Raw genomic sequence first — 22,746 nt, forward strand, 5'->3', positions numbered from 1 at the left:
TTCGGCTGCGCTTCCGCGAACATTCGTGGACTTCCGTGCGAGTGCGGGATCCGCCTCTGTCGGGCGGGGTTTCTCCGGTTGACCACGGTGGTGGCCGGACGGCAAGCTGACTTCCTGTCATTCACTGTGCCTTGGGGGAAAGTTGAGCAAGTCGGCACACCACATCGGGCCTGACTCCGCACCGGACCGCTATCGGTTGCTGCGTTCCATCGGACGCGGTGGGGAGGCGGTGCTCTATCTCGCCGAGATCGAGCTCGCGGGCGGTACCGAACCTGTCGTCGTCAAGGTCCTGGACTCCAAGACGACGATCACGCCGGAGATCTTCGAGCGGGTCAGCCGCAAGTGGAACGAGCAGGCCGAGCTGCTGCGGTTCGTCAGCCGTCCCGGCGTCGTCGGCGTGCGGGAGCACTTCCAGGGCTCGCCCATCCACGCGCCCGGCGAGTCCGCCACCCTCACCGGCCGGGCCCTCGTCCTCGTCATGAACCACGTCGACGGCCTCGATCTGCGCGACTGGCGCGCCGAGCGGACCCTGGCGACCCCCGCCGAGCGGCGCGAGGTCATGCGGACGCTCGAACAGCTCGCGGACGTCCTCGACTGGCTGCACTCCGGCAAGGCCACGCCGTCGGGGCGGACCGTCGTCCACGGCGACCTCTCGCCGGGCAACGTGATGGTCGACGAGCACGGCCAGGCCACCCTCGTCGACTTCGGCCTCAGCAAGCTGACCGCCGACCACCAGACCGCCGAGGTCTGGTTCACGCCCGGGTACGCGGCACCGGAGATCTTCGAGGGCAAGCGGACGCCGGCCACCGACCGGTACGCCTTCGGCGCCATCGCCTACTTCCTGCTGAGCGGCCAGTCCCCGCCGGCGACGCCCGAGCAGCTCGCGGCCGCCTTCGCCGGCGTCCCGCAGATCGCCGGGCTCCCCGCCGACCAGCGGAGGAAGGTCCTGGCCATCACGGCGGCCGACGCGGACAAGCGCCCGCTGTCGCTGTCGTCGTGGGTCAAGGAGGTCCGGCACGGGGTGGTCTCCACCACGACCACCTCCCGCCCGGCGACACCGCAGGACGCGGTCCCGCCCCGCCCGGCCGGCGCCCCGGCCGTGCCGCCGGTCCCGAAGGCCCCGCCGGTGGGGCCCCCGCCGACCGAGGCGCCGTCCGTGGCGCCCCAGGACGCCGCACCACAGGACTCCGCACCACAGGACGTCACGCCTCAGGACGCGGCACCCCAGGACTCCGCGCCGCAGCCCCCGGCGTCCCAGCCGCCGGCCCCCGCGCCCGCCCCGGTTCCGGCTCCCGCTCCCGCTCCCGCGGCTCCGGTGCCCGCCGACACCGCCCCGACGGGCTTCGGCGCGCCCGCGCCCGTCCCGGCCGCCCCGGCGGGCTACGACGCCGGGCAGGGCGCGTACGGGCCGCCGACCGCCGGCGTACCGACGTACGGCGGACCGGGCCACGGCGGCCAGGGGTACGGGCCGCCGACGGCCGGGATGTCCACCGTCGGCGGTCCGGGCGGGCCGACCGGCCCCCGGCCGCAGCGGTCGCCCGCACCGCGCAAGCGCCGCAAGGGCCCGCTGATCGGCGCCGTCGCCGGAGTCCTCCTGATCGCCGTCCTCGCGGTGGTCGGGATCCAGCTGCTCGGCGACCGCGACGCGAAGGACACGAAGAACAACCAGGCGGCCGGCGCGAGCTCCTCCGCCCCGGCCACCTCCGAGACGCCCACCGAGGAACCCACCACGGAGGCGCCCACGGAGGAACCGACGACGGAGCCGACCACCGAGTCGCCGAGCCCGGAACCGACCCCGGAGGAGCCGACCGCGAGCGGCACCCCGACCGTCGACCCCGGCTCCGTGCCGGACGCGACCGAGGCCGACCTGACCACCCTCGCCTCGGTCAGCGAGCCCGACAACTTCGAGGTCGGCAGCGCCAAGATCAACACCAAGGAGCACGGCTCCGCGCTGATCGGCGACTGCTACTACGGCGCCTATGTCGAGTACGACCTCAACCGGGAGTGGAAGACCTTCGAGTTCACGGCGGGCGTCGACGACGGCTCCAAGGTCGAGACCGCGCGGGTCGTGATCTCCGTCGACGACAAGCCGGCCCTCTTCAACGAGACCGTCCGGCTGGGCAAGCCGATCACCGAGACCCTGGACATCAGCGGTGCCCTGCGGCTGCGCCTGAAGATCGAGGAGACCTGCACGGACTCAGGCAACGGTGTGATCGCGGCCCCGATGCTGAAGCGCTGACCCGGATCGGGAACGGGAAGGGCCCCGCACCGGAATTCCGGTGCGGGGCCCTTCCCGTGCTCGTTCCCGAGACCGGGGTCAGCCCTCGCTGACGCCCAGCTTCTCCAGGATGAGGTCCTTGACCTTCGCCGCGTCGGCCTGGCCACGGGTGGCCTTCATGACCGCGCCGACCAGGGCGCCGACCGCCGCGACCTTGCCGCCGCGGATCTTGTCCGCGATGGCCGCGTTGCCCGCGATGGCCTCGTCGACGGCCGTGCCGAGCGCGCCGTCGTCGGAGACGACCTTCAGACCGCGCTTCTCGACGACCGCGTCCGGGGTGCCCTCGCCGGCGAGGACGCCCTCGATGACCTGGCGGGCCAGCTTGTCGTTCAGGTCGCCGCCGGCGACCAGGGCCGAGACCCGGGCCACGTCCGCCGGGGTGATGGGCAGCTCCTCCAGGGAGACGCCCTTCTCGTTGGCGTTGCGGGCCAGCTCGCCCATCCACCACTTACGGGCAGAGGCCGCGTCGGCACCCGCCTCGACGGTGGCGACGATCGCGTCGACCGCGCCCGCGTTGAGGATGGACTGCATCTCCTGCTCGGAGACGCCCCACTCCTCGCGCAGCCGGTTGCGGCGCACGCGCGGCAGCTCGGGCAGGCCCTTCCGCAGCTCCTCGACCCACGCGCGGGCCGGGGCGACCGGGACCAGGTCCGGCTCCGGGAAGTAGCGGTAGTCCTCGGCGTTGTCCTTGATGCGGCCGGAGGTGGTGGAGCCGTCGTCCTCGTGGAAGTGACGGGTCTCCTGCACGATCGTGCCGCCGGACTCCAGGACCGCCGCGTGGCGCTGGATCTCGAAGCGCGCCGCCCGCTCGACCGAGCGGAGCGAGTTCACGTTCTTCGTCTCCGAGCGGGTGCCGAAGGTCTCGGAACCCTTCGGCATCAGCGACAGGTTGACGTCGCAGCGCATCTGGCCCTTGTCCATGCGCGCCTCGGAGACGCCCAGGGCACGGATCAGCTCACGCAGCTCGGCCACGTACGCCTTGGCGACCTCGGGGGCCCGCTCTCCGGCGCCGACGATCGGCTTGGTGACGATCTCGATGAGGGGGATGCCGGCCCGGTTGTAGTCGAGCAGCGAGTGCGAGGCGCCGTGGATGCGGCCGGTCGCGCCACCGATGTGGGTGGACTTGCCGGTGTCCTCCTCCATATGGGCGCGCTCGATCTCCACGCGGAAGACCTCGCCGTCCTCCAGCTGGACGTCCAGGTAGCCGTTGAAGGCGATCGGCTCGTCGTACTGGGAGGTCTGGAAGTTCTTCGGCATGTCCGGATAGAAGTAGTTCTTCCGGGCGAAGCGGCACCACTCGGCGATCTCGCAGTGCAGCGCGAGACCGATCTTGATGGCGGACTCGACGCCGATCTCGTTCACGACCGGCAGCGCGCCGGGCAGGCCGAGGCAGGTCGGGCAGGTCTGCGCGTTGGGCTCGGCGCCCAGCTCGGTCGAGCAGCCGCAGAACATCTTGGTCCGCGTGCCGAGCTCGACATGGACCTCCAGGCCCATGACGGGGTCGAACGAGGCCAGTGCGGCCTCGTACGACAGCAGTTCAGTGACAGTCACGGTGGAACTTTCCCTCTCAGCCCAGCAGGACGTCGTCGTCGCCGAGGCGCTTCAGCTCGCGGTACAGGATCGCGAGGCCGGTGACGATGGCGGCGGCGGACACCACGGCGTCGACGAGCTTCAGCGTGTCGTGGTCGGCGCGGGCCTTCTTGATCTGCTTCGTCACGGCGACGGCGCCGAACGCGGTGGTGCCCATGGACAGGTACGTGCCGGTCCTGGACTTCTTGAAGCCCTTGGCCTTCTGCAGTGCACTGGTACTCACAGCGACGGAGCCTCCTCGATCAGCGGGTGGCCCCACTTTTCCACGAAGGCGGCCTCGACGGCGGCACCGACCTTGTAGAGCCGGTCGTCCTGCATGGCGGGGGCGATGATCTGCAGCCCGACCGGGAGACCGTCCTCCGGTGCCAGGCCGCAGGGCAGCGACATGGCGGCGTTTCCGGCCAGGTTGGTCGGGATGGTGCACAGGTCCGCGAGGTACATCGCCATCGGGTCGTCGGCGCGCTCGCCGATCGGGAAGGCGGTGGTCGGGGTCGTCGGGGAGACGATCACGTCGACCTGCTCGAAAGCCTTCTCGAACTCGCGGGTGATGAGGGTGCGGACCTTCTGGGCCGAGCCGAACCACGCGTCGTAGTAGCCGGAGCTGAGCGCGTAGGTGCCGAGGATGATGCGGCGCTTCACCTCGGGGCCGAAGCCGGCCTCGCGGGTCAGGGCGGTGACGTCCTCGGCGGAGCGGGTGCCGTCGTCGCCGGCCCGCAGGCCGTAGCGCAGGCCGTCGAAGCGGGCCAGGTTGGACGAGCACTCGGACGGCGCGATCAGGTAGTACGCCGACAGGGCCAGGTCGAAGCTGGGGCAGTCCAGCTCCACGATCTCGGCGCCCAGCTCCTTCAGCAGCTCGACGGACTCGTCGAAGCGCTGCATGACGCCGGCCTGGTAGCCCTCGCCGCGGAACTGCTTGACGACGCCGACGCGCATCCCGGCCACCGAGCCGTTGCGCGCGGCCTCGACCACGGGCGGGACCGGCAGGTCGGCGGAGGTGGAGTCGAGCGGGTCGTGGCCGGCGATCGCCTCGTGCAGCAGGGCCGCGTCCAGGACCGTGCGGGCACAGGGGCCGCCCTGGTCGAGGGAGGAGGAGAAGGCCACCATGCCGTAGCGGGAGACCGCGCCGTAGGTCGGCTTGACGCCGACGGTGCCGGTGACGGCTGCGGGCTGGCGGATCGAGCCGCCGGTGTCCGTGCCGATGGCGAGCGGGGCCTGGAAGGCGGCGAGCGCGGCCGAGGAGCCGCCGCCGGAGCCGCCGGGGATCCGCGTGAGGTCCCAGGGGTTGCCGGTCGGGCCGTAGGCGCTGTTCTCGGTGGAGGACCCCATGGCGAACTCGTCCATGTTGGTCTTGCCGAGGATGACCACGTCGGCCGCCTTGAGGCGCTTGACCAGGGTCGCGTCGTACGGCGGGATCCAGCCTTCGAGCATCTTCGAGCCGACCGTGGTGGGCACGCCCCGGGTCGTGAAGATGTCCTTGAGGGCCAGCGGGACGCCGGCCAGCGGGCCGAGCTTCTCGCCGCGGGCGCGCTTCTCGTCGACGGCGCGGGCCTGCTCCAGGGCGCCCTCGCGGTCGACGTGGAGGAAGGCGTGGACCTTCTCGTCCACGGCCTCGATGCGGGCCAGGTGGGCCTCGGTGACCTCGACCGCGGTGAGCTCGCCCGAGGCGATCCTCGCGGCGATCTCGGCGGCGGTGAGCTTGATGATGTCCGTCATGGTCAGTCCTCCCCCAGGATCTGCGGCACCTTGAAACGCTGCTGTTCCTGGGCGGGGGCGCCGGAGAGCGCCTGCGCGGGGGTGAGCGAAGGACGGACCTCGTCCGCGCGCATGACGTTCGTCAGCGGCAGCGGGTGGGAGGTCGGCGGTACGTCCTGCTCGGCGACCTCGGAGACGCGGGCGACCGCGCCGATGATGTCGTCGAGCTGACCGGCGAAGTGGTCGAGTTCCTCTTCGGCGAGTTCCAGACGCGCCAGCCGAGCGAGGTGTGCGACCTCCTCGCGCGTGATGCCAGGCATGCAGCGATCCTCTGGGGTGAGTCTGATGATGTGGGCCCAATCCTATGGGGCCCGCACCGCTCCCCGTGAAACGGTCGGCCCGGGCCGGCCCCGGGACCGCCCGCCGCCGCCCCGCACCGGTCACTGCACGACGTGTCCGGGGGCCGGGTCCAGCTCGATCACGGGGGCGGTCTCGGCGGCCCTGCGCCAGCCGTGCTCGCCGCGGGCGAGCAGCCAGGCGGTGGTCTCGGCGGGCGGCATCGCGGCGGAGACCAGCCAGCCCTGGACGGCGTCGCAGCCCAGGTCGCGCAGCCTCTCCCAGGTCTCGTCGTCCTCGACGCCCTCGGCGACGACCAGCAGGCCGAGGGAGTGGGCCAGGTCGACGGTGCAGCGGACGATCTCGGCGTCCTCGGTGTCGACGGCGAGCCGGGCGACGAAGGAGCGGTCGATCTTCAGCTCGCTGACCGGGAGCCGGCGGAGGTGGACGAGGGAGGAGTAGCCGGTGCCGAAGTCGTCCAGGGACATCTTGACGCCGTGGCCGGTGAGGCCGTTGAGGGTGTCGGCGGCGCGCTGGGGGTCCTCCAGGAGGACGTGCTCCGTTATCTCCAGCTGGAGCGAGCCCGCCGGTACGCCGTGCCGGGCGAGCCGGGCGGCGACGGCGCCGGCGAAGCCGGGGGTGTGGACGTCGCGCGGCGAGACGTTGACGGCGACGGGCACCTCCAGTCCCTGGGCGCGCCAGCGGGCGACCTGGGCGAGGGCGGTCTCCAGGACGTACTCGGTGAGGTGCGGCATCAGGCCCGAGGACTCGGCGATGGCGATGAACTCGTCCGGTGGAACCTTTCCGCGCTCGGGGTGGACCCAGCGGACGAGGGCCTCCAGGCCGGCGACCTGGCCGTCGAAGCGGACCTTCGGCTGGTAGTGGAGCTCGACCTCGCCGGCGTCGAGGGCGCGGCGCAGGTCGCCCAGGAGGCCGAGCCGGTCGGGGGTGTTGGAGTCGCGCTTGGACTCGTACACCTCCACGCCGGTGCGGTCCCGCTTGGCCTGGTACATGGCGACGTCGGCGCGGCGCAGCAGGCCCTCGGCGTCGCCGGCGTGGTCGGGGTAGACGGCGACGCCCGCGCTGGCCTCCAGGACGAGGGTGAGCCCGTCGAGGTCGAGCGGGGAGGAGAGGGCGGCGACGAGGTGGCGGGCGACCCGCTGGGCGCTGGTGGTGGAGTCGGCGACGGGGAGCAGGACGGCGAACTCGTCGCCGCCGAGCCGGGCGGCCTCGGCGCCGCGGGGCAGGGCGAGCCGGAGCCGTTCGGCGATCTGGAGGAGGAGCCGGTCGCCGGCGAGGTGGCCGAGGGTGTCGTTGACCGAGCGGAAGCGGTCGAGGTCGATGAGGACGAGGGCGGCGCGCGCCTGCTCGCCCTCGGCGTCCTCCAGGGCGGTCCAGGTGCGCTCCAGCAGCCACTGGCGGTTGGGGAGGCCGGTGAGCGGGTCGCGGAGCTGTTCCTCGGCGCGGGCGCGGGCGATCCAGAGGGTGGAGTCGAGGGCGATCAGGGGGATCGCGAAGAGGGGCAGGAGGATCGGGAAGGCCGCGGCGACGACGCAGATCAGCGGCGCGATGCCGAGCAGGGCGACGGCGACCAGGCCCTGCCTCAGGAGGGCGGTGCGGGCGACGGTGGGCAGGCCGCGACCGGGCGGGGCGAGGGTGTACCACAGCAGCAGCCGGGTCGCGAGGAGGTAGACGCCGGCGGCGAGGACGACCTCCGGGACGTCGGCGATCCCCCAGTCGAGCGGGTGCCACGGGTCGGTGACGCTGGGGACGTCGTCGAAGACGGCGAGGACGAGCGCGGCGGCGCCGACGCCGAGGATGTCGGCGGCGCCGTGCAGCAGGCCCTGCCGCCAGCGGTGCCGGCGGGCGGCGCTGACGAGGACGACGACGGTGAGCGAGACGAGCCCGGCGGGCACCCAGCCGTACAGCAGGAGGACGGCGAGGGTGAGGGCGGCGCCGGAGCCGGTGCCGCCCCACCAGCGCTCGCGGCCGAGGGCCACGAGGTGGCCGACGATGAGGCCGGTGAGGACGGCGAGGGACCAGCCGGGGACCCCGCCCGGGAAGAGCGGGTCGCCGGTGCTCAGGGCGCGCTGGAGCCCGGTGACGAGCACGGCGGCGGCGGTGCCCACCACGGCGGCGGGCAGTCCGGTGAAGCCCGCGGGGAGCACCCGGCCGCGCGGCCGTGGCACCGGGGCGGCACTCTCGGGCGGTTCCATTCCCGTCCCTCTCACAGGCGGCGGTGCCGTCGCTGTCCGATGGGCCGCGGCGAGGCGGCCCGGGTGGCGTCCGGCTTCCGCTGGTGCGCCCCGCCGGTTTCGAGGGGCGGGGCGCAGGGCGCGGGGCCGTTCGTCCTGGCGCACGGCCGCGCAGAACCCTCGCGCGGCGGTGCGGGACGAGACGCACGGTCACCACACTAGGCCGCCGAGGGCGCCGAGGGGCAGCGCTCTCCCTCTCTTGCCCGAATGCGACCTGGCCACCCGTAACGATCTGGTATGCGCCGAACGGGTGAGCTTCCGGGGGCCGGAGAGGGGTGACCGGCGGTTACTCCTCGATCGGCTGTGCGGCTTCGCGGGCGGCCTCGGGACCCTGTTCGAGCAGGATCCTGAAGCCGTCCTCGTCCAGAACCGGAACCTTCAGCTGCATGGCCTTGTCGTACTTGGAGCCCGGGTTCTCCCCCACGACGACGAAGCTCGTCTTCTTCGAAACGGAACCGGTGACCTTCGCTCCGCGGCTCTGGAGGGATTCTTTTGCGCCATCCCGGGTGAACTGCTCCAGGGTGCCGGTCACGACGACCGTGAGGCCCTCCAGCGGGCGCGGTCCCTCGTCCTCCCCGGCGCCCTCGTCCTCCAGGGTGATGCCGGCGGCGCGCCACTTCCGCACGATCTCGCGGTGCCACTCCTCGGAGAACCACTGCTTCACGGCGGCGGCGATGATCCCGCCGACGCCGTCGACGGCGGCCAGCTCCTCCTCGGTGGCCTGCTCGATCCGCTCCAGGGAGCGGAACTCGCGGGCCAGCGCCTCGGCGGCGACGGGGCCGACGTGGCGGATGGAGAGGCCGTTGATGAACCGGGCGAGCGGGCGGGTCTTGGCGGCCTCGATGTTCGCCAGCATCGCGAGCGCGTTCTTCCTCGGCTCGCCCTTCTGGTTGGCGAAGACCGTGACGATCTTCTCCTCACCGGTCTTCGGATCCCGCTTGGGCAGCCCGGAGTCGGCGTCGAGGACGTACGCCTTGATGGGCAGCAGCCGCTCGATGGTGAGGTCGAAGAGGTCGCCCTCGTCCGTGAGCGGCGGCTCGGCCGGCTCCAGGGGCCGGGTGAGGGCGGCGGCGGCGACGGCGCCGAAGTTCTCGATGTCCAGGCACTGGCGGCCGGCGAGGAAGAAGAGCCGCTCGCGGAGCTGGGCGGGGCAGGTCCGGGCGTTCGGGCAGCGGAGGTCGATGTCGCCCTCCTTCATCGGCTTCAGCGCCGTGCCGCACTCGGGGCACTCGGCCGGCATCACGAACTCCCGCTCGGTGCCGTCCCGCAGGTCGACGACCGGGCCGAGGATCTCCGGGATGACGTCGCCGGCCTTGCGGAGCACCACGGTGTCGCCGATGAGGACGCCCTTGGCCTTCACCACCTCCTGGTTGTGGAGGGTGGCGAACTCGACCTCGGAGCCGGCCACGGTGACGGGCTCCACCTGCGCGTACGGGGTGACGCGGCCGGTGCGGCCGACGCCGACCTTGATGTCGACCAGCTTGGTGTTGACCTCCTCCGGCGCGTACTTCCACGCGATCGCCCAGCGCGGGGCGCGCGCGGTGGAGCCGAGCCGGCCCTGGAGGGGGATCTCGTCGAGCTTGACGACGACGCCGTCGATCTCGTGGGCGACGGAGTGCCGGTTCTCGCCGTAGTACGCGATGAACTCGCGGACCTCGGGCAGGGAGCCGACGACCTTGTTGTGCGTGGAGGTGGGCAGGCCCCACTCGCGCAGCAGCCCGTACGCCTCCGAGAGGCGGGCGATGTCGAAGCCCTCGCGGGCGCCGATGCCGTGGACCACCATGTGGAGCGGGCGGGTGGCGGTGACCTTGGGGTCCTTCTGGCGCAGCGAGCCCGCGGCCGCGTTGCGCGGGTTGGCGAAGGGCTTGTCGCCGGCCTCGACCAGGCGGGCGTTGAGCGCCTCGAACGCCTCCATGGGGAAGTAGACCTCGCCCCGGATCTCGACGAGATCCGGGATCCGGTCGCCGCGGAGGCGCTCGGGGATGTCGGCGATCGTGCGCACGTTGGGCGTGATGTCCTCGCCGGTGCGGCCGTCGCCGCGGGTGGCGGCGCGGGTGAGCCGGCCGTGCTCGTAGGTGAGGTTGACGGCGAGGCCGTCGACCTTGAGCTCGCACAGGAAGTGGAAGTCGGGGGTGCCGACGTCCCGGGCGACGCGCTCGGCCCAGGTGGCCAGCTCCTCGTCGTCGAAGGCGTTGTCCAGCGAGAGCATGCGCTCGCGGTGCTCGACGGCGGTGAACTCGGTCTCGTACTGCCCGGCCACCTTCTGGGTCGGCGAGTCGGGCGTGCGCAGCTCCGGGTACTCCTCCTCCAGCGCCTCCAGGGCGCGCAGGAGCCGGTCGAAGTCCGCGTCGCTGACGACCGGCTGGTCCTTCACGTAGTACCGGAAGCGGTGCTCCTCGACCTGCTCGGCCAGTTCGGCGTGCTTCTCGCGTGCCTCGGAGGGCACGACCGCCTCTTCACCGGGCAGGGCCCCCTGTTCGACTGCCACCTTCGTCCGTCCTCCCGTGCCTTCAGAACCCGGTCACTCTGGGTTGTCCGCGAGCGATCTCGCCGCCCGGGCGCAGTGGGCGAGCGCCGCCCGGGCGTAGGCGGGCGAGGCGCCCGCGAGCCCGCACGTGGGGGTGATGACCACGGACTCGGCGAGAGTCCCCGGATTCAGCCCCAGCCTGCGCCACAGCGTCCTGACACCCATGACGCTACCGCCCGGGTCCGACAATGCCGTGTCGGTGGAGGGCACCACACCGGCGAAGAGCTTCGTCCCGGCTTCCACGGCCTCGCCGATGGGCTCCTCGTCACGTTCGGTGAGCAGCCCGAAGTCGAACGAGACGCCGGCGGCTCCGGCCCTGCGGAGCAGGGCGAAGGGCACGCCGGGGGCGCAGGAGTGGACGGTCACGGGGCCGTCGTGGGCGGCGATCACGTCCCGCAGGGCGGCCTCGACGACCTGCCGGTCGACGGCCCGGTGGGTGCGGTAGCCGCTGGCGGTGCGGATCTGTCCGAGGAGGACGGCGGTGAGCGAGGGCTCGTCGAGCTGGAGCACGATCCGGGCGCCGGGGACGCGCTTGGCGACGTCGGCGAGGTGCTCGCGCAGGCCCTCGGCGAGGGAGGCGGCGAGGTCGCGGCAGGCTCCGGGGTCGCCGAGGGCGGCCTCGCCGCCGCGGAGTTCGAGGGCGGCGGCGAGGGTCCACGGGCCGACGGCCTGGACCTTGAGCGGGCCCTCGTAGCCCTGGGTGAACTCCTCCAGGGCGTCGAGGTCCTCGCCGAGCCAGGAGCGGGCGCGGCGGGTGTCGCGGCCGGGCCGGTCGCTGATCCGCCAGCCGCTGGGCTCCACGTGCGCGTACAGGTCGACGAGCATCCCGAGGGTGCGGCCGATCATGTCGGCGCCGGGCCCGCGGGCGGGGAGTTCGGCGAGGAAGGGGAAGTCCTCGAAGGAGCCGGTGACGGTCCTGGCGGCCTCGCGGGCGTCGCCGCCGGGCAGCGAGCCGACGCCGGTGGCGGGGCCCCACTGGGCGCTGTCGTTCATCGTCATCGCCCCGGACGGACCGTCAGGTCGTTGACCTCGGCGTCGCGCGGCAGGTCGAGGGCCATCACGATCGTGGTCGCGACGGACTCGGGGTCGATCCACTTCGCCGGGTCGTACTCCTTGCCCTCCTGCTGGTGCACCTTGGCCTGCATGGGGCTGGCCGTGCGGCCCGGGTAGACGGAGGTGACCCGGACGCCGTGGGCGTGCTCCTCGTGGCGCAGCGAGTCGGCGAGCGCCTTCAGCCCGTGCTTGGAGGCGGCGTACGCGCTCCACTCGGCGTGCGCGTTCAGTCCGGCGCCGGAGTTCACGAAGAGGACGTGGCCCTGGGTGAGGCGGAGCTGCGGCAGGAAGTGCCGGGTCAGCTCGGCTGGGGCGATCAGGTTGACGTTCAGCTGGTGGTGCCATGCCTTGGGGGTCAGCTCCCCCACGGTGCCGAGGTCGACGACGCCGGCGATGTGCAGCAGCGAGTCGACGCGGTCGGGCAGGCTCTGGTGCGAGAACGCCCAGGAGAGCCGGTCCGGGTCGCCGAGGTCTCCCACGAGGGTGCGGGCGCCGGGGAACCCGGCCGCCAGTTCCTTGGCGCGCCCCGCGTCGCGCGCGTGCAGCACGAGCTCGTCCCCGCGCGCGTGCAGCCGCCGCGCGACGGCGGCGCCGATGCCGGAGCCGGCCCCGGTGATCACATGAGTAGCCATGGTCACCATGGTCCCATCAGCGGGCGGCGATCTCGCTCTCCAGGTGGGCGAGGGCCGTCGCCCCGTCCTCGGCGAAGAAGGCGAGTTCGGTGAGGGGGCGGGGGAGGAAGCCTTCGGTCTCCATGCGCTGGAACTGGGCCCTGAGGCCGTCGTAGAAGCCGGCGGTGTTGAGGATGACGACGGGCTTGGTGTGCTTCGCGTGCTTCTTCAGTTCCAGGATCTCGGTGGCCTCGTCGAGGGTGCCGGTGCCGCCGACCATGACGACGATCGCGTCGGACTTGGCGAGGAGGAGGGCCTTCCGCTCGGCGAGGTCCCGGGTGACGGTCATCTCGTCGGCGTTCGTGCGGGCCTTGGCGGCGAGGAAGTCGACGGAGACGCCGATGAGCCGGCCCCCGGCCTCCTGCACGCCGTCCGCGACGACCTTCATCAGTCCGGTGTCGGAGCCGCCCCAGACGAGGGTGTGGCCGGCCTTGCCGAGGAGGCCGGCGAACTCGCGGGCGGGGGCGGTGTACCGCTCGTCGAGGTCGGCGGCGGAGAGGAAGACGCAGATGTTCATGCCGCCACCGTAGGCCACGAGCCTTTTCGGACTTCCCTGACCTGCGGTTTCCAAGATTCTTCGGGAAATCCCCGGGTGCGGCGATGAGTTCCGGCCCAGGCGCGGGTCTGCCCTGCCATGGACGAGGTGAGGACGGTCGTGTCGCGGGACGGGACGACGATCGCGTACGGGCGGTACGGGGCCGGGGACGGGCCCGCGGTGGTGCTGGTGAGCGGGGCGCCGGGGGCGGGGGCCGGGGAGGCGCCGCTGGCGCGGCTGCTGGCCCGGGACCTCCGCGTGCTGGTGTACGACCGCCGGGGGCGCGGCCACGCGCCCGAGCGGGAGTGGGAGGACCTGGCGGCGGTGCTGGCGGCGGCGGGGCCCGGCGCGGCGGTGCACGGCAGCGGGGCGGGCGGCGCGCTGGCGCTGGCGGCCGCGGCGGCGGGGCTGCCGGTGGCGGCGGTGTCGGTCTTCGAGCCGTCGTGCGACGCTCTCGGGGCCCTTCCGGAGGTCCACGCGCGCGTGCTGGTGGTCGACGGGGGCGCGAGCCCCGCGCCGGTGCGGCGGGCGGCCCGGGAGCTGTCGGCGCTGCTGCCCCGGGCCCGGCACCGGACGCTCACGGGCCAGACCCACGAAGTGGCGCCGCACGTGCTGGCGCCGGTGCTCGCGGAGTTCGTGGCGGAGTCGTCCGAGGCGGTGTGAGCCGGACCGCTCCCCCGCCCACGCCCGCTCCCCCGCCCGCTCCCGCTAGGCGGTGGCGGGGGCGGCGCGGCGTACCGTCGTCGCGATCGTCGCCGAGCCGACCACGCGGGTGCCGTCGTAGAGGACGATCGCCTGGCCGGGGGCGACGCCGCGGACGGGCTCGTCGAAGGTGACCTTCAGTTCGCCGTCCTCCAGGGCCGCGTCGACCGGCGTCTCGCCGCCGTGGGCGCGGAGCTGCGCCGTGTAGCGGCCGGGGCCCTCGGGGGCGGTGCCGCACCAGCGGGGCTTGATGGCGGTGAGGGCGGTGACGTCGAGGGCCTCGGCGGGGCCGACGGTGACCGTGTTGTTCACGGGCGAGATGTCGAGGACGTAGCGGGGCTTGCCGTCGGCGGCCGGGTGGCCGATCCGGAGGCCCTTGCGCTGGCCGATGGTGAAGCCGTAGGCGCCCTCGTGGGTGCCCAGCTTGGTGCCGGACTCGTCGACGATGTCGCCCTCCGCCTTGCCCAGGCGGGTGGCGAGGAAGCCCTGGGTGTCGCCGTCGGCGATGAAGCAGATGTCGTGGCTGTCGGGCTTCTTGGCGACGGCGAGGCCACGCCGCTCGGCCTCGGCCCGGATCTCGTCCTTGGTGGTGAGGGTGTCGCCGAGCGGGAACAGCGCGTGGGCGAGCTGCTGCTCGTCGAGGACGCCGAGCACGTACGACTGGTCCTTGGCCATGTCGGAGGCGCGGTGCAGCTCGCGGCTGCCGTCCTCGGTCAGCACCACGGTGGCGTAGTGGCCGGTGCAGACGGCGTCGAAGCCGAGGGCGAGCGCCTTGTCGAGCAGGGCGGCGAACTTGATCTTCTCGTTGCAGCGCAGGCAGGGGTTGGGCGTGCGGCCGGCCTCGTACTCCGCGACGAAGTCGTCGACGACGTCGGCGCGGAAGCGCTCGGCGAGGTCCCACACGTAGAAGGGGATGCCGATGACGTCGGCGGCCCTGCGCGCGTCGCGCGAGTCCTCGATCGTGCAGCAGCCGCGGGCTCCGGTGCGGAAGGACTGCGGGTTCGCGGAGAGCGCGAGGTGCACGCCGGTGACGTCGTGCCCGGCCTCGACGGCTCGGGCGGCGGCGACGGCGGAGTCCACTCCGCCGGACATGGCGGCGAGGACACGGAGGGGGCGCGGAGTCTGAGTCATAGCCCTACCAGGGTACGGGTCGGCGGGAACCGTGCGGCCGGGACCGGCGTTCTGGGGTGCATGGGGAGCGAGAACGGGAAGAAGCGGGGCGTCGGCCGGCGCGCCGTGCTGATCGGCGGCGGGGTCGCGGTCGTGGGTACGGGTGTGCTGGCGCGCGAGGAGCTGGCGCGGGCCTGGTGGCGGCTGCCGTGGATGGAGAAGCCGCGGGTGGACGGGGAGCTGGACTACCGGGCGGCCGCGTGGACGGCGGCGCACCAGGCGAACTCGCGGCGGGCGGACCGGCCGGACGACTACCGGATCGACCGGGTGGTGATCCACGTGGTGCAGGGCAGCTACGCCACCGCCCTGAAGGTCTTCAGGAACCCGCTGCACGAGGCCGCCACGCACTACGTGGTCGGCAAGGACGGGCGGGTGGCGCAGATGGTGCGGGAGCTCGACGTGGCCTACCACGCGGGCAACAGGGACATGAACGAGCGGAGCGTCGGCATCGAGCACGAGGGCTTCGTGGACCGGCCGAAGGACTTCACGAAGGCCATGTACGAGGCGTCGGCGCGGCTGACGGCGGACATCTGCGCGCGGCACGGGATACCGGTCGACCGGGAGCACATCATCGAGCACGCGGAGGTCGAGGGCACCGACCACACCGATCCCGGCCCGCACTGGGACTGGGACCGGTACATGGAGCTGGTCCGCCGGGAGCGGGCGAAGCTCCCGGCCTGATCCGCGGCGGCGGTCCGGGCCGGTCCTTTCGGACCGGGCGGGATCAGGAAGAAAGGCTCAGCTGAGGCCGGCGGTCCTGGCGCGTTCCACGGCGGGGGCGATGGCGTCCGCGACGGCTCGCACGTCCTCCTCGGTGGAGGTGTGGCCGAGGGAGAAGCGGAGGGTGCCGCGGGCGAGGTCGGGGTCGGTGCCGGTGGCGAGGAGGACGTGGCTGGGCTGGGCGATGCCGGCGGTGCAGGCGGAGCCGGTGGAGCAGGCGATGCCGGCGGCGTCCAGGAGGAGGAGCAGGGAGTCGCCCTCGCAGCCGGGGAAGGTGAAGTGGGCGTTGGCGGGGAGCCGGTCGACCGGGTCGCCGCCGAGGATCGCGTCGGGGACGGCCGTACGGACGGCGGTGACGAGGGCGTCGCGCAGGGCGCCGATCTCGCGGGCGAAGGCCTCCTGCCCGTCGGCCGCGGCGCGGGCGGCGGTGGCGAAGGCGGCGACGGCGGGGACGTCGAGGGTGCCGGAGCGGACGTGCCGCTCCTGGCCGCCGCCGTGCAGCACGGGGACGGGGGTGTGCTCGCGGCCCAGCAGCAGGGCGCCGATGCCGTAGGGGCCGCCGATCTTGTGGCCGGAGACGGTCATGGCGGCGAGCCCGGAGGCGGCGAAGTCGACCGGGAGCTGGCCGACGGCCTGGACGGCGTCGGCGTGCAGCGGGACGCCGAACTCGGCGGCGGTGTCGGCGAGGGCGCGGACCGGCATGACGGTGCCGATCTCGTTGTTGGCCCACATCACGGTGGCGAGGGCGACGGACTCCGGGTCGCGGGCGATCGCCTCGCGCAGCGCGTCCGGGTGGACGCGGCCGTGGGTGTCGACCGGCAGGTACTCGACCGTGGCGCCCTCGTGGCCGGCGAGCCAGTCGACGGCGTCGAGGACGGCGTGGTGCTCGACGGGGCTGGCGAGGACGCGGGTACGGCGGGGTTCGGCGTCGCGGCGGGACCAGTAGAGGCCCTTCACCGCGAGGTTGTCGGCCTCGGTGCCGCCGGAGGTGAACACCACCTCGCTGGGCCGGGCGCCGAGCGCGGCGGCGAGGGTCTCGCGCCCCTCCTCGACGGTCCGCCGGGCCCGTCGGCCGGCGGCGTGCAGGGAGGAGGCGTTGCCCGTGACGGCGAGCTGGGCGGTCATCGCCTCGATCGCCTCGGGAAGCATGGGCGTGGTCGCGGCGTGGTCGAGGTAAGCCATGGTGGGTCGATTCTACGAGCCCGGCCGGCGGCTCCCTCGACGAGCCCGGCCGACGGCCCGCGCGACCGGCCCGGGCGGGTCCGCGGCGTCCGGTGTCCCGTACGGACGCCTGATCCGTACCGCCCTGCGTCCCGTACGGCCGCCGGTCCGTGGCGCCCGCCGTCCCCGTACGGCCGCCGGGTCCGTACCGCCCGGTGACCCGCGTTCACCGGGTCCGTACCGCCCGGCGACCGTACGGCCGCCGGAGACGTGGCGTGCCGGCGATCAGCCGCGCGGGGCGCGGGCGAGCTGGCGGGACTGGGCGACGAGCCGGCCGGCGCCGTCCCAGACCTCGGCGTCCTCCTCCAGGAAGCCGCCGGCGAGGTTGCGGGTGGTGATGGAGACCCGCAGCGGGCCCGGGGCGGGGCGGCAGCGGACGTGGGCGGTGAGCTCCACGGTCGGGGTCCAGCCCTTGAGGCCCAGCTCGAAGGCGGTCGGCGGCAGGGCGTCGACGGCGAGGAGGAGGGAGAGCGCGTCGGGCTCACGGCCGTCGGCGAGGCCGAACCAGGCGCGCATCTCGCCCTTACCGGAGGGGGCGCCGATCGCCCAGCCGACGCAGGCGGGGTCGAGACGGAGGTCGAGGCGGTCGGTGATGGCGGAGGAGCCGGGGATCGGCGGGGCCGGGCCGTCGGAGGCGCTGAAGCACTGGTCGATCGGCGCGAGGGCGGGCGGGACCGCGCTGGTGCGGACGTCGTCCGCGAGGGCGTCGAGGTCGCCGTAGGAGGCGAGGACGCGGATCCGCTCGACCTCGGTGCCGTCCTCGGCGAACTGGTAGAGCGAGGCGGTGCCGGTGGACAGGGTCCGGCCGGTGCGGACGGTCTCGGTCCTGATGACCGCGGGTCCGGGCGCCGACGGCGTGAGGTAGTGCGCCGAGATGGTGAACGGATCGGAGTGCGGCAGGTGGTCGCCGAGGGCGCGGCCGAGCAGGGCGAGCAGATAGCCGCCGTTGACGGCGTGGATGATCGTCCAGCCGGCCGAGAGCTCCGCGTCGTAGACACCCGGCTCGCGGAGGGTGACGGCGGTGTCCCGGTCGAACTCGCTGAGCACCGCGGCGTCGGCGGCGGGGCTCGTCTCGGTGCTCGTGCTCATACGGCCGACGGTACCGCAGGAAACTACTGAGCGGTAGCTTTTTCGGGCTCCTCGCGGGCCGACGAGCGGCGGTTCCAGGCGCGCGGCGCCCGCCAGTGGTAGCGCATCGCGAGCAGCCGCAGCAGAAAGGCGGTGAGCACCGCCGCACCGCTGGTGTAGGCGTTCAGGACGTCGAAGCGGATGCACAGGACGACCATGGCCGAGCCGACGATCGCGGGCACGGCGTACAGGTCGCGGTCCCAGCGGAGCAGCGAGGGCACCTCGTTCGCGAGCACGTCGCGCAGCACGCCGCCGCCGACGGCGGTGGCGAGGCCGAGCGCCGCGGACGACGTGAGGCCGAGTCCGTAGTCGTACGCCTTCGTCGTCCCGGTCACACAGAAGAGACCGAGGCCGGCCGCGTCGAAGACGTTCACGGCGGTCTGGGTGCGCTCCACCTCGGGGTGGAGGAAGAAGACGAGGACGGTGGCGACCAGCGGCATCAGGAAGTAGCCGAGGTCGGTGAATGCGGCCGGGGGTACGGCCCCGATGATGAGGTCGCGCAGCAGCCCGCCGCCGAGGGCGGTGACCTCGGCGAGCACGGCCATGCCGAAGACGTCGAAGTTCTTCCGGACGCCGAGGAGGGCGCCGGAGATGGCGAAGACGAAGATGCCGACGAGGTCGAGCGTGTGTTGGACCGACGGGCTGAACAGATCGTGGAGCACCGGCCAATTGTGCCGTGTGTTCGGAAAGGGCCCGGCCGCCACACGGCGGCCGGACCCTCTCCGGGTGCGCTACTTGCCCTCGGGCGCGTCCTCGGCCTCCGGAGCCTTCTTCACGTCGGAAGCCACGTCGGAGGCCGCGTCGGGAGCCACCTCCGGAGCCGCGCCCGGCGCCTCCGCCTGGGCCGGGATCACCACGACGGCCGACCCGCCCGCCGGGGCGAGCGTGCCGTCCTGGATCTCCCGGGTGAAGTGGCAGGCCACCTTGTGGCCGCCGCCCACGTCGCTCAGTTCCGGGCGCTCCTCGGAGCACTTCGGCTGCGCCCACGGGCAGCGGGTGTGGAAGCGGCAGCCCGCCGGCGGGTTGGCCGGGGAGGGCAGGTCGCCGTGGAGGAGGATCCGCTCGCGCCGCTCCTCGACCTCCGGGTCGGGCACCGGCACGGCCGACATGAGCGCGCGGGTGTACGGGTGCAGCGGCTCCTCGTACAGCGTGTCGCTCGGCGCCTCCTCGACGAGGGAGCCGAGGTACATCACGCCGATGACGTCCGAGATGTGCCGGACGACGGCGAGGTCGTGGGCGATGACCAGGTAGGTCAGGCCCATCGACTCCTGGAGCTCTTCGAGCAGGTTGATGACCTGGGCCTGGATCGAGACGTCGAGCGCGGAGACCGGCTCGTCGCAGATGATCAGGTCGGGCTCCAGGACCAGCGCGCGGGCGATGCCGATGCGCTGGCGCTGGCCGCCGGAGAACTCGTGCGGGTAGCGGGAGAGGGCGTTGGCGGGCAGGCCCACCTTGGCGAGGATCTCCCGGATCCGCTCCCGGCGCTCGTCCTGGTTCGCGCCGATCCCGTGCGCGGCCATGCCCTCGCTGAGGATCGACTCGATGTTCTGGCGCGGGTTGAGGCTGCCCAGCGGGTCCTGGAAGACCATCTGGAGCCGGCGGCGGAAGGAGCGGAGCTCCCGCTCCGGCAGCTTGGCCACGTCGGTGCCGTCGAGGACGACGGAGCCGTCGGTGACGTCGACGAGCCGCAGCACGGCCCGCCCGAGCGTGGTCTTGCCGCAGCCCGACTCGCCGACCAGGCCGTACGTCTGGCCCGCCTCGACCTTCAGCGAGATGCCGTCCACGGCGTAGACGTGGCCGACCGTGCGGTCGAAGAGGATGCCCTTCTTGACGGGGAAGTGGACCTTCACCCCGTCGAGTTCGAGCAGGCTCATGCCGGTACCTCCGTCGTGGCGAGGACCGGGTTCGCGCAGCGGGCACCGTGGCCGGCCGCGCGCGGTTCGGTCAGTTCGGGCGTGCCGGTGAGGCACTCCATCTCGTACCGGTCGCAGCGGGGGGCGAAGGCGCAGCCGTCGGCCCAGGCGATCTGGTCGTTGATGGACCCGCGGATCGGGTGGAGCGGTTCGCCGCGCGGGGCGTCGAGCCGGGGGATGGAGCCGAGCAGGCCGTGGGTGTACGGGTGCGTCGGGTGGGCGAACAGCTCGCGGCGGCCCGCCGATTCGACGACCTTGCCGGCGTAGAGGACGTTCACCTGGTCGCAGAGGCCGGCGACGACACCCAGGTCGTGGGTGATCATCAGCAGCGCGGTGCCCTCCTGGTCGACCAGTTCCTTGAGGAGTTCGAGGATCTGGGCCTGGATGGTGACGTCGAGCGCGGTGGTCGGCTCGTCGGCGATGAGCAGGCGGGGGGCGCAGGCCACCGCCATGGCGATGAGCGCGCGCTGCCGCATGCCGCCGGAGAGCTGGTGCGGGTACTCCTTGAGCCGCCGGTCCGGGTCGGGGATGCCGACCCGGTCGAGCAGGTGCACGGCCTCCTTGCGGGCGGCCTCGCCCTTCAGGCCGCGGTGGCGCTGGAGGATCTCGGTGACCTGGACTCCGATGGGGATGACCGGGTTCAGCGAGGAGAGCGGGTCCTGGAAGATCATCGCCATGTCGCGTCCGCGCAGGTCGCGCATCTTCGACGGGGAGAGCGACAGGAGGTCCGTGCCGTCGAGGTCGGCGCGGCCGCCGAGGGTGACGCCCTTGCGGGGCAGCAGTCCCATGAGGGCGAGCGAGGTCACGGACTTGCCGCACCCCGACTCGCCGACGAGGCCGACGACCTGGCCCTGGTCGACGCTGAAGGAGACTCCGTTGACCGCCCGGACGTCCTTGCGGCCGCGGCCGCCGAAGGTGACGGTGAGTTCGTCCACGGTGAGCAGTGGCATGGTCAGCCTCGCAGCTTCGGGTCGAGGGCTTCGCGCATGGCCTCGCCGAGCAGGGTGAAGCCGAGGGCGGTGATGACGATGCCGACCGCGGGGTACATCGACATCATCGGCGCGTTGTCGAAGAAGCGCTGGGCCGCGGAGAGCATGACGCCCCACTCCGGGACGGACGGGTCGGGGTTGCCGAGTCCGAGGTAGGAGAGGGCGGCGGCCTCGATGATGGCGGTGGCGAGGCTGAGCGTCGCCTGGACGATCACCGGGCTCAGCGAGTTCGGCAGGATCTGGGTGAGCACGATCCGCCGCTTGCGGATGCCGAGCGAGCGGGCGGCGAGCACGTAGTCGCTGCCGCCCTGGGCGAGCATCGAGCCGCGCAGCAGCCGGGCGAAGACCGGGATCTGCACGACGCCGACGGCGATCATCACCGTGGTGAGCGACTGGCCCATCACGGCGGCGACGGAGACGGCGAGGAGCAGCGACGGCAGCGCCAGCAGGATGTCGGTGACGCGCATGATCGCGTCGTCGATCCGGCGGCCGGCCTTCCCGCCGAGGGTCGCGCAGGCGCCGGACAGGATGCCGACGACGGCGCCGATCAGCAGGCCGATGAGCATGGAGACGACACCGACGAGCAGCGTCTGGCGGGCGCCCACGAGCATCCGGGAGAACATGTCCCGGCCGAGGTGGTCGAGGCCGAACCAGTTCTCGCCGCGCGCGCCGACGAACTCGCCGCGGTTGGAGAACACCTCTCCGCGCCAGGTCTGTTCGGAGGGGCCGTGCGGGGCGATCCAGGGGCCGATGATCGCCAGCAGGACGAACCCGGCGATGATGACGCCGCCGATGATGGCCATCTTGCTGGCGCGCAGCCGGCGCAGCGCCTCGCGCCAGAGGCTGGCGCCGCTGGCGGTCTCGGTCTTCGCCGTGAGCTGGGCGAGCCGGTCGATCTTCGACGTGGTGGTGATCAGACTCATCAGTGCACCCGCACCCTCGGGTCGATGACGCTGTAGGCGAGGTCGACGAGCATGTTGATCAGCACGTAGATCATGGCGATGAACATGATGAAGCCGACGAGCACCGGGTAGTCGCGGGCGTCGATGGCGGTCCGGATGAAGGAGCCGATGCCACCGAAGGTGAAGACGGACTCGGTGAGCACCGCGCCGGAGAGCAGGCTTCCGGTGAGCAGGCCGATGGCGGTGACGACGGGGAGCAGCGCGTTGCGCAGGACGTGCCGGACGCGGACGACCCGGCGCTCCAGGCCCTTGGACTCGGCGGTGCGGATGTAGTCCTCGCCGAGCACTTCCAGGACGCTGGCGCGGGTCATGCGGACGATGACCGCGAGCGGGATGGTGGCCAGGGCGATGCCGGGCAGCACCAGGTGCATGAGGGCGTCCCAGGCGGCGTCGAGTTCGCCGGTGAGCACGCCGTCGAGGACGGCGAAGCCGGTGACGCTGGTGGCGTCGATGCCGGTGGACTGGCGGCCGAAGGTGCCGAAGATCCCGCCGAACGCGCCCTTGAGGAGCTGCGCCAGGAAGAAGACCGGGATGCAGATGCCGATGAGGGAGCCGGAGACGGAGGCCACGTCGATCCAGCCGCCGCGCTTGCGGGCGGCGATGTAGCCGAGCGGGATGCCCACGACGGTGGCGATGAGCATGGCCGCGAGGCTGAGTTCGACCGTGGCGGGGAAGCGCAGGACGAACTCGTCCCAGACGGGCTGGCCGGTCTGCACCGAGGTGCCCAGGTCGAGGTCGAGGAGCCGCTTGAGGAAGCGTCCGTACTGGACGTAGAGCGGCTGGTCGAGGCCCAGCGCGCGGTTGATGCGCGCCACGTCGGCTTCGGTCGCCCGCTCGCCCAGGATCGCTGAGGCGGGTCCGCCGGGCAGTCGGTTCAGCCAGATGAAGAGCAGAACCGACAGGCCGAGCAGGGTGGGTATGAGCTGGAGAAGTCGTCGTACGACGAGTCGCAACACCCCGCGTGCCCCTTTCTTGCGTGTGGAGGGTGGATGCGCGGACGCCCG

Annotated in this window: 20 protein-coding genes; 3 read left to right on the forward strand and 17 right to left on the reverse strand. The window is 72.9% G+C overall.

Annotation, left to right across the window (positions count from 1 at the left end; translation table 11 throughout):
* Window positions 1-142: 142 nt before the first annotated feature.
* Window positions 143-2,239 carry a protein kinase gene (locus ACFYT9_RS15050; RefSeq protein WP_389163635.1) on the forward strand — a complete coding sequence of 699 codons (2,097 nt, stop codon included), beginning with the start codon at window positions 143-145 and terminating at the stop codon, window positions 2,237-2,239.
* Between the two features lie 78 nt (window positions 2,240-2,317).
* On the opposite strand, the gene gatB is transcribed toward ACFYT9_RS15050, so the two are convergent.
* From gatB to ACFYT9_RS15095, 9 genes are all read right to left on the reverse strand, one after another.
* Window positions 2,318-3,829 carry an Asp-tRNA(Asn)/Glu-tRNA(Gln) amidotransferase subunit GatB gene (gene gatB / locus ACFYT9_RS15055; RefSeq protein ID WP_376599492.1) on the reverse strand — a complete coding sequence of 504 codons (1,512 nt, stop codon included), beginning with the start codon at window positions 3,827-3,829 and terminating at the stop codon, window positions 2,318-2,320.
* 16 nt (window positions 3,830-3,845) lie between these two features.
* Window positions 3,846-4,091, reverse strand: a complete 246-nt coding sequence (locus tag ACFYT9_RS15060) for a hypothetical protein (protein ID WP_376599490.1) — start codon at window positions 4,089-4,091, stop codon at window positions 3,846-3,848.
* The gene (gene gatA / locus ACFYT9_RS15065) at window positions 4,088-5,581 is read right to left on the reverse strand and encodes an Asp-tRNA(Asn)/Glu-tRNA(Gln) amidotransferase subunit GatA (RefSeq protein WP_376599489.1); all 1,494 of its coding nucleotides are present in this window, start codon (window positions 5,579-5,581) and stop codon (window positions 4,088-4,090) included. The genes ACFYT9_RS15060 and gatA overlap by 4 nt, the downstream gene beginning before the upstream one ends.
* 2 nt (window positions 5,582-5,583) lie before the next feature.
* Entirely contained in the window at window positions 5,584-5,880 is a 297-nt protein-coding gene (gene gatC, locus ACFYT9_RS15070) for an Asp-tRNA(Asn)/Glu-tRNA(Gln) amidotransferase subunit GatC (protein ID WP_030750846.1), read from the reverse strand.
* Window positions 5,881-6,000: 120 nt separating this feature from the next.
* The gene (locus ACFYT9_RS15075) at window positions 6,001-8,229 is read right to left on the reverse strand and encodes a putative bifunctional diguanylate cyclase/phosphodiesterase (protein ID WP_389163870.1); all 2,229 of its coding nucleotides are present in this window, start codon (window positions 8,227-8,229) and stop codon (window positions 6,001-6,003) included.
* A 208-nt stretch (window positions 8,230-8,437) separates the two neighbouring features.
* A complete protein-coding gene (ligA, locus tag ACFYT9_RS15080) occupies window positions 8,438-10,639 on the reverse strand; it encodes an NAD-dependent DNA ligase LigA (protein WP_389163640.1) in 2,202 nt (733 codons plus the stop codon).
* Between the two features lie 33 nt (window positions 10,640-10,672).
* Window positions 10,673-11,671 (reverse strand): methionine synthase, encoded by a 999-nt coding sequence (locus ACFYT9_RS15085; RefSeq protein WP_376599487.1) that lies wholly within the window; start codon window positions 11,669-11,671, stop codon window positions 10,673-10,675.
* Window positions 11,672-11,673: 2 nt separating this feature from the next.
* Complete coding sequence (locus ACFYT9_RS15090) at window positions 11,674-12,372, reverse strand: SDR family oxidoreductase (protein ID WP_376599486.1); 699 nt, start codon at window positions 12,370-12,372, stop codon at window positions 11,674-11,676.
* Window positions 12,373-12,379: 7 nt separating this feature from the next.
* A complete protein-coding gene (locus ACFYT9_RS15095; protein WP_389163643.1) occupies window positions 12,380-12,919 on the reverse strand; it encodes a TIGR00730 family Rossman fold protein in 540 nt (179 codons plus the stop codon).
* Between the two features lie 117 nt (window positions 12,920-13,036).
* Between ACFYT9_RS15095 and ACFYT9_RS15100 the strand changes: the two genes are divergently transcribed.
* Window positions 13,037-13,600 (forward strand): alpha/beta fold hydrolase, encoded by a 564-nt coding sequence (locus ACFYT9_RS15100; RefSeq protein WP_387279096.1) that lies wholly within the window; start codon window positions 13,037-13,039, stop codon window positions 13,598-13,600.
* Between the two features lie 45 nt (window positions 13,601-13,645).
* Here the strand turns inward: ACFYT9_RS15100 and mnmA are convergent, their stop codons facing one another.
* Window positions 13,646-14,770 carry a tRNA 2-thiouridine(34) synthase MnmA gene (mnmA, locus tag ACFYT9_RS15105; protein WP_389163647.1) on the reverse strand — a complete coding sequence of 375 codons (1,125 nt, stop codon included), beginning with the start codon at window positions 14,768-14,770 and terminating at the stop codon, window positions 13,646-13,648.
* A gap of 60 nt (window positions 14,771-14,830) precedes the next feature.
* Between mnmA and ACFYT9_RS15110 the strand changes: the two genes are divergently transcribed.
* Window positions 14,831-15,490: an N-acetylmuramoyl-L-alanine amidase gene (locus ACFYT9_RS15110; protein ID WP_389163650.1), complete on the forward strand. Its 660-nt coding sequence runs from the start codon at window positions 14,831-14,833 to the stop codon at window positions 15,488-15,490.
* A gap of 57 nt (window positions 15,491-15,547) precedes the next feature.
* Here the strand turns inward: ACFYT9_RS15110 and ACFYT9_RS15115 are convergent, their stop codons facing one another.
* From ACFYT9_RS15115 to ACFYT9_RS15145, 7 genes are all read right to left on the reverse strand, one after another.
* Window positions 15,548-16,711: a cysteine desulfurase family protein gene (locus ACFYT9_RS15115; protein ID WP_389163653.1), complete on the reverse strand. Its 1,164-nt coding sequence runs from the start codon at window positions 16,709-16,711 to the stop codon at window positions 15,548-15,550.
* A gap of 264 nt (window positions 16,712-16,975) precedes the next feature.
* Complete coding sequence (locus ACFYT9_RS15120) at window positions 16,976-17,839, reverse strand: thioesterase family protein (RefSeq protein ID WP_389163656.1); 864 nt, start codon at window positions 17,837-17,839, stop codon at window positions 16,976-16,978.
* Window positions 17,840-17,862: 23 nt separating this feature from the next.
* Complete coding sequence (locus tag ACFYT9_RS15125; protein ID WP_387279088.1) at window positions 17,863-18,540, reverse strand: trimeric intracellular cation channel family protein; 678 nt, start codon at window positions 18,538-18,540, stop codon at window positions 17,863-17,865.
* A gap of 69 nt (window positions 18,541-18,609) precedes the next feature.
* Entirely contained in the window at window positions 18,610-19,752 is a 1,143-nt protein-coding gene (locus tag ACFYT9_RS15130; RefSeq protein ID WP_389163660.1) for an ABC transporter ATP-binding protein, read from the reverse strand.
* Window positions 19,749-20,741 (reverse strand): ABC transporter ATP-binding protein, encoded by a 993-nt coding sequence (locus tag ACFYT9_RS15135; RefSeq protein ID WP_376599981.1) that lies wholly within the window; start codon window positions 20,739-20,741, stop codon window positions 19,749-19,751. The genes ACFYT9_RS15130 and ACFYT9_RS15135 overlap by 4 nt, the downstream gene beginning before the upstream one ends.
* A gap of 2 nt (window positions 20,742-20,743) precedes the next feature.
* Window positions 20,744-21,703 (reverse strand): ABC transporter permease, encoded by a 960-nt coding sequence (locus ACFYT9_RS15140; RefSeq protein ID WP_387273005.1) that lies wholly within the window; start codon window positions 21,701-21,703, stop codon window positions 20,744-20,746.
* Entirely contained in the window at window positions 21,703-22,698 is a 996-nt protein-coding gene (locus ACFYT9_RS15145) for an ABC transporter permease (RefSeq protein WP_376599977.1), read from the reverse strand. The genes ACFYT9_RS15140 and ACFYT9_RS15145 overlap by 1 nt, the downstream gene beginning before the upstream one ends.
* Window positions 22,699-22,746: the final 48 nt, after the last annotated feature.

Source organism: Streptomyces sp. NPDC004435 (assembly GCF_042873895.1).
Lineage (GTDB): Bacteria > Actinomycetota > Actinomycetes > Streptomycetales > Streptomycetaceae > Streptomyces.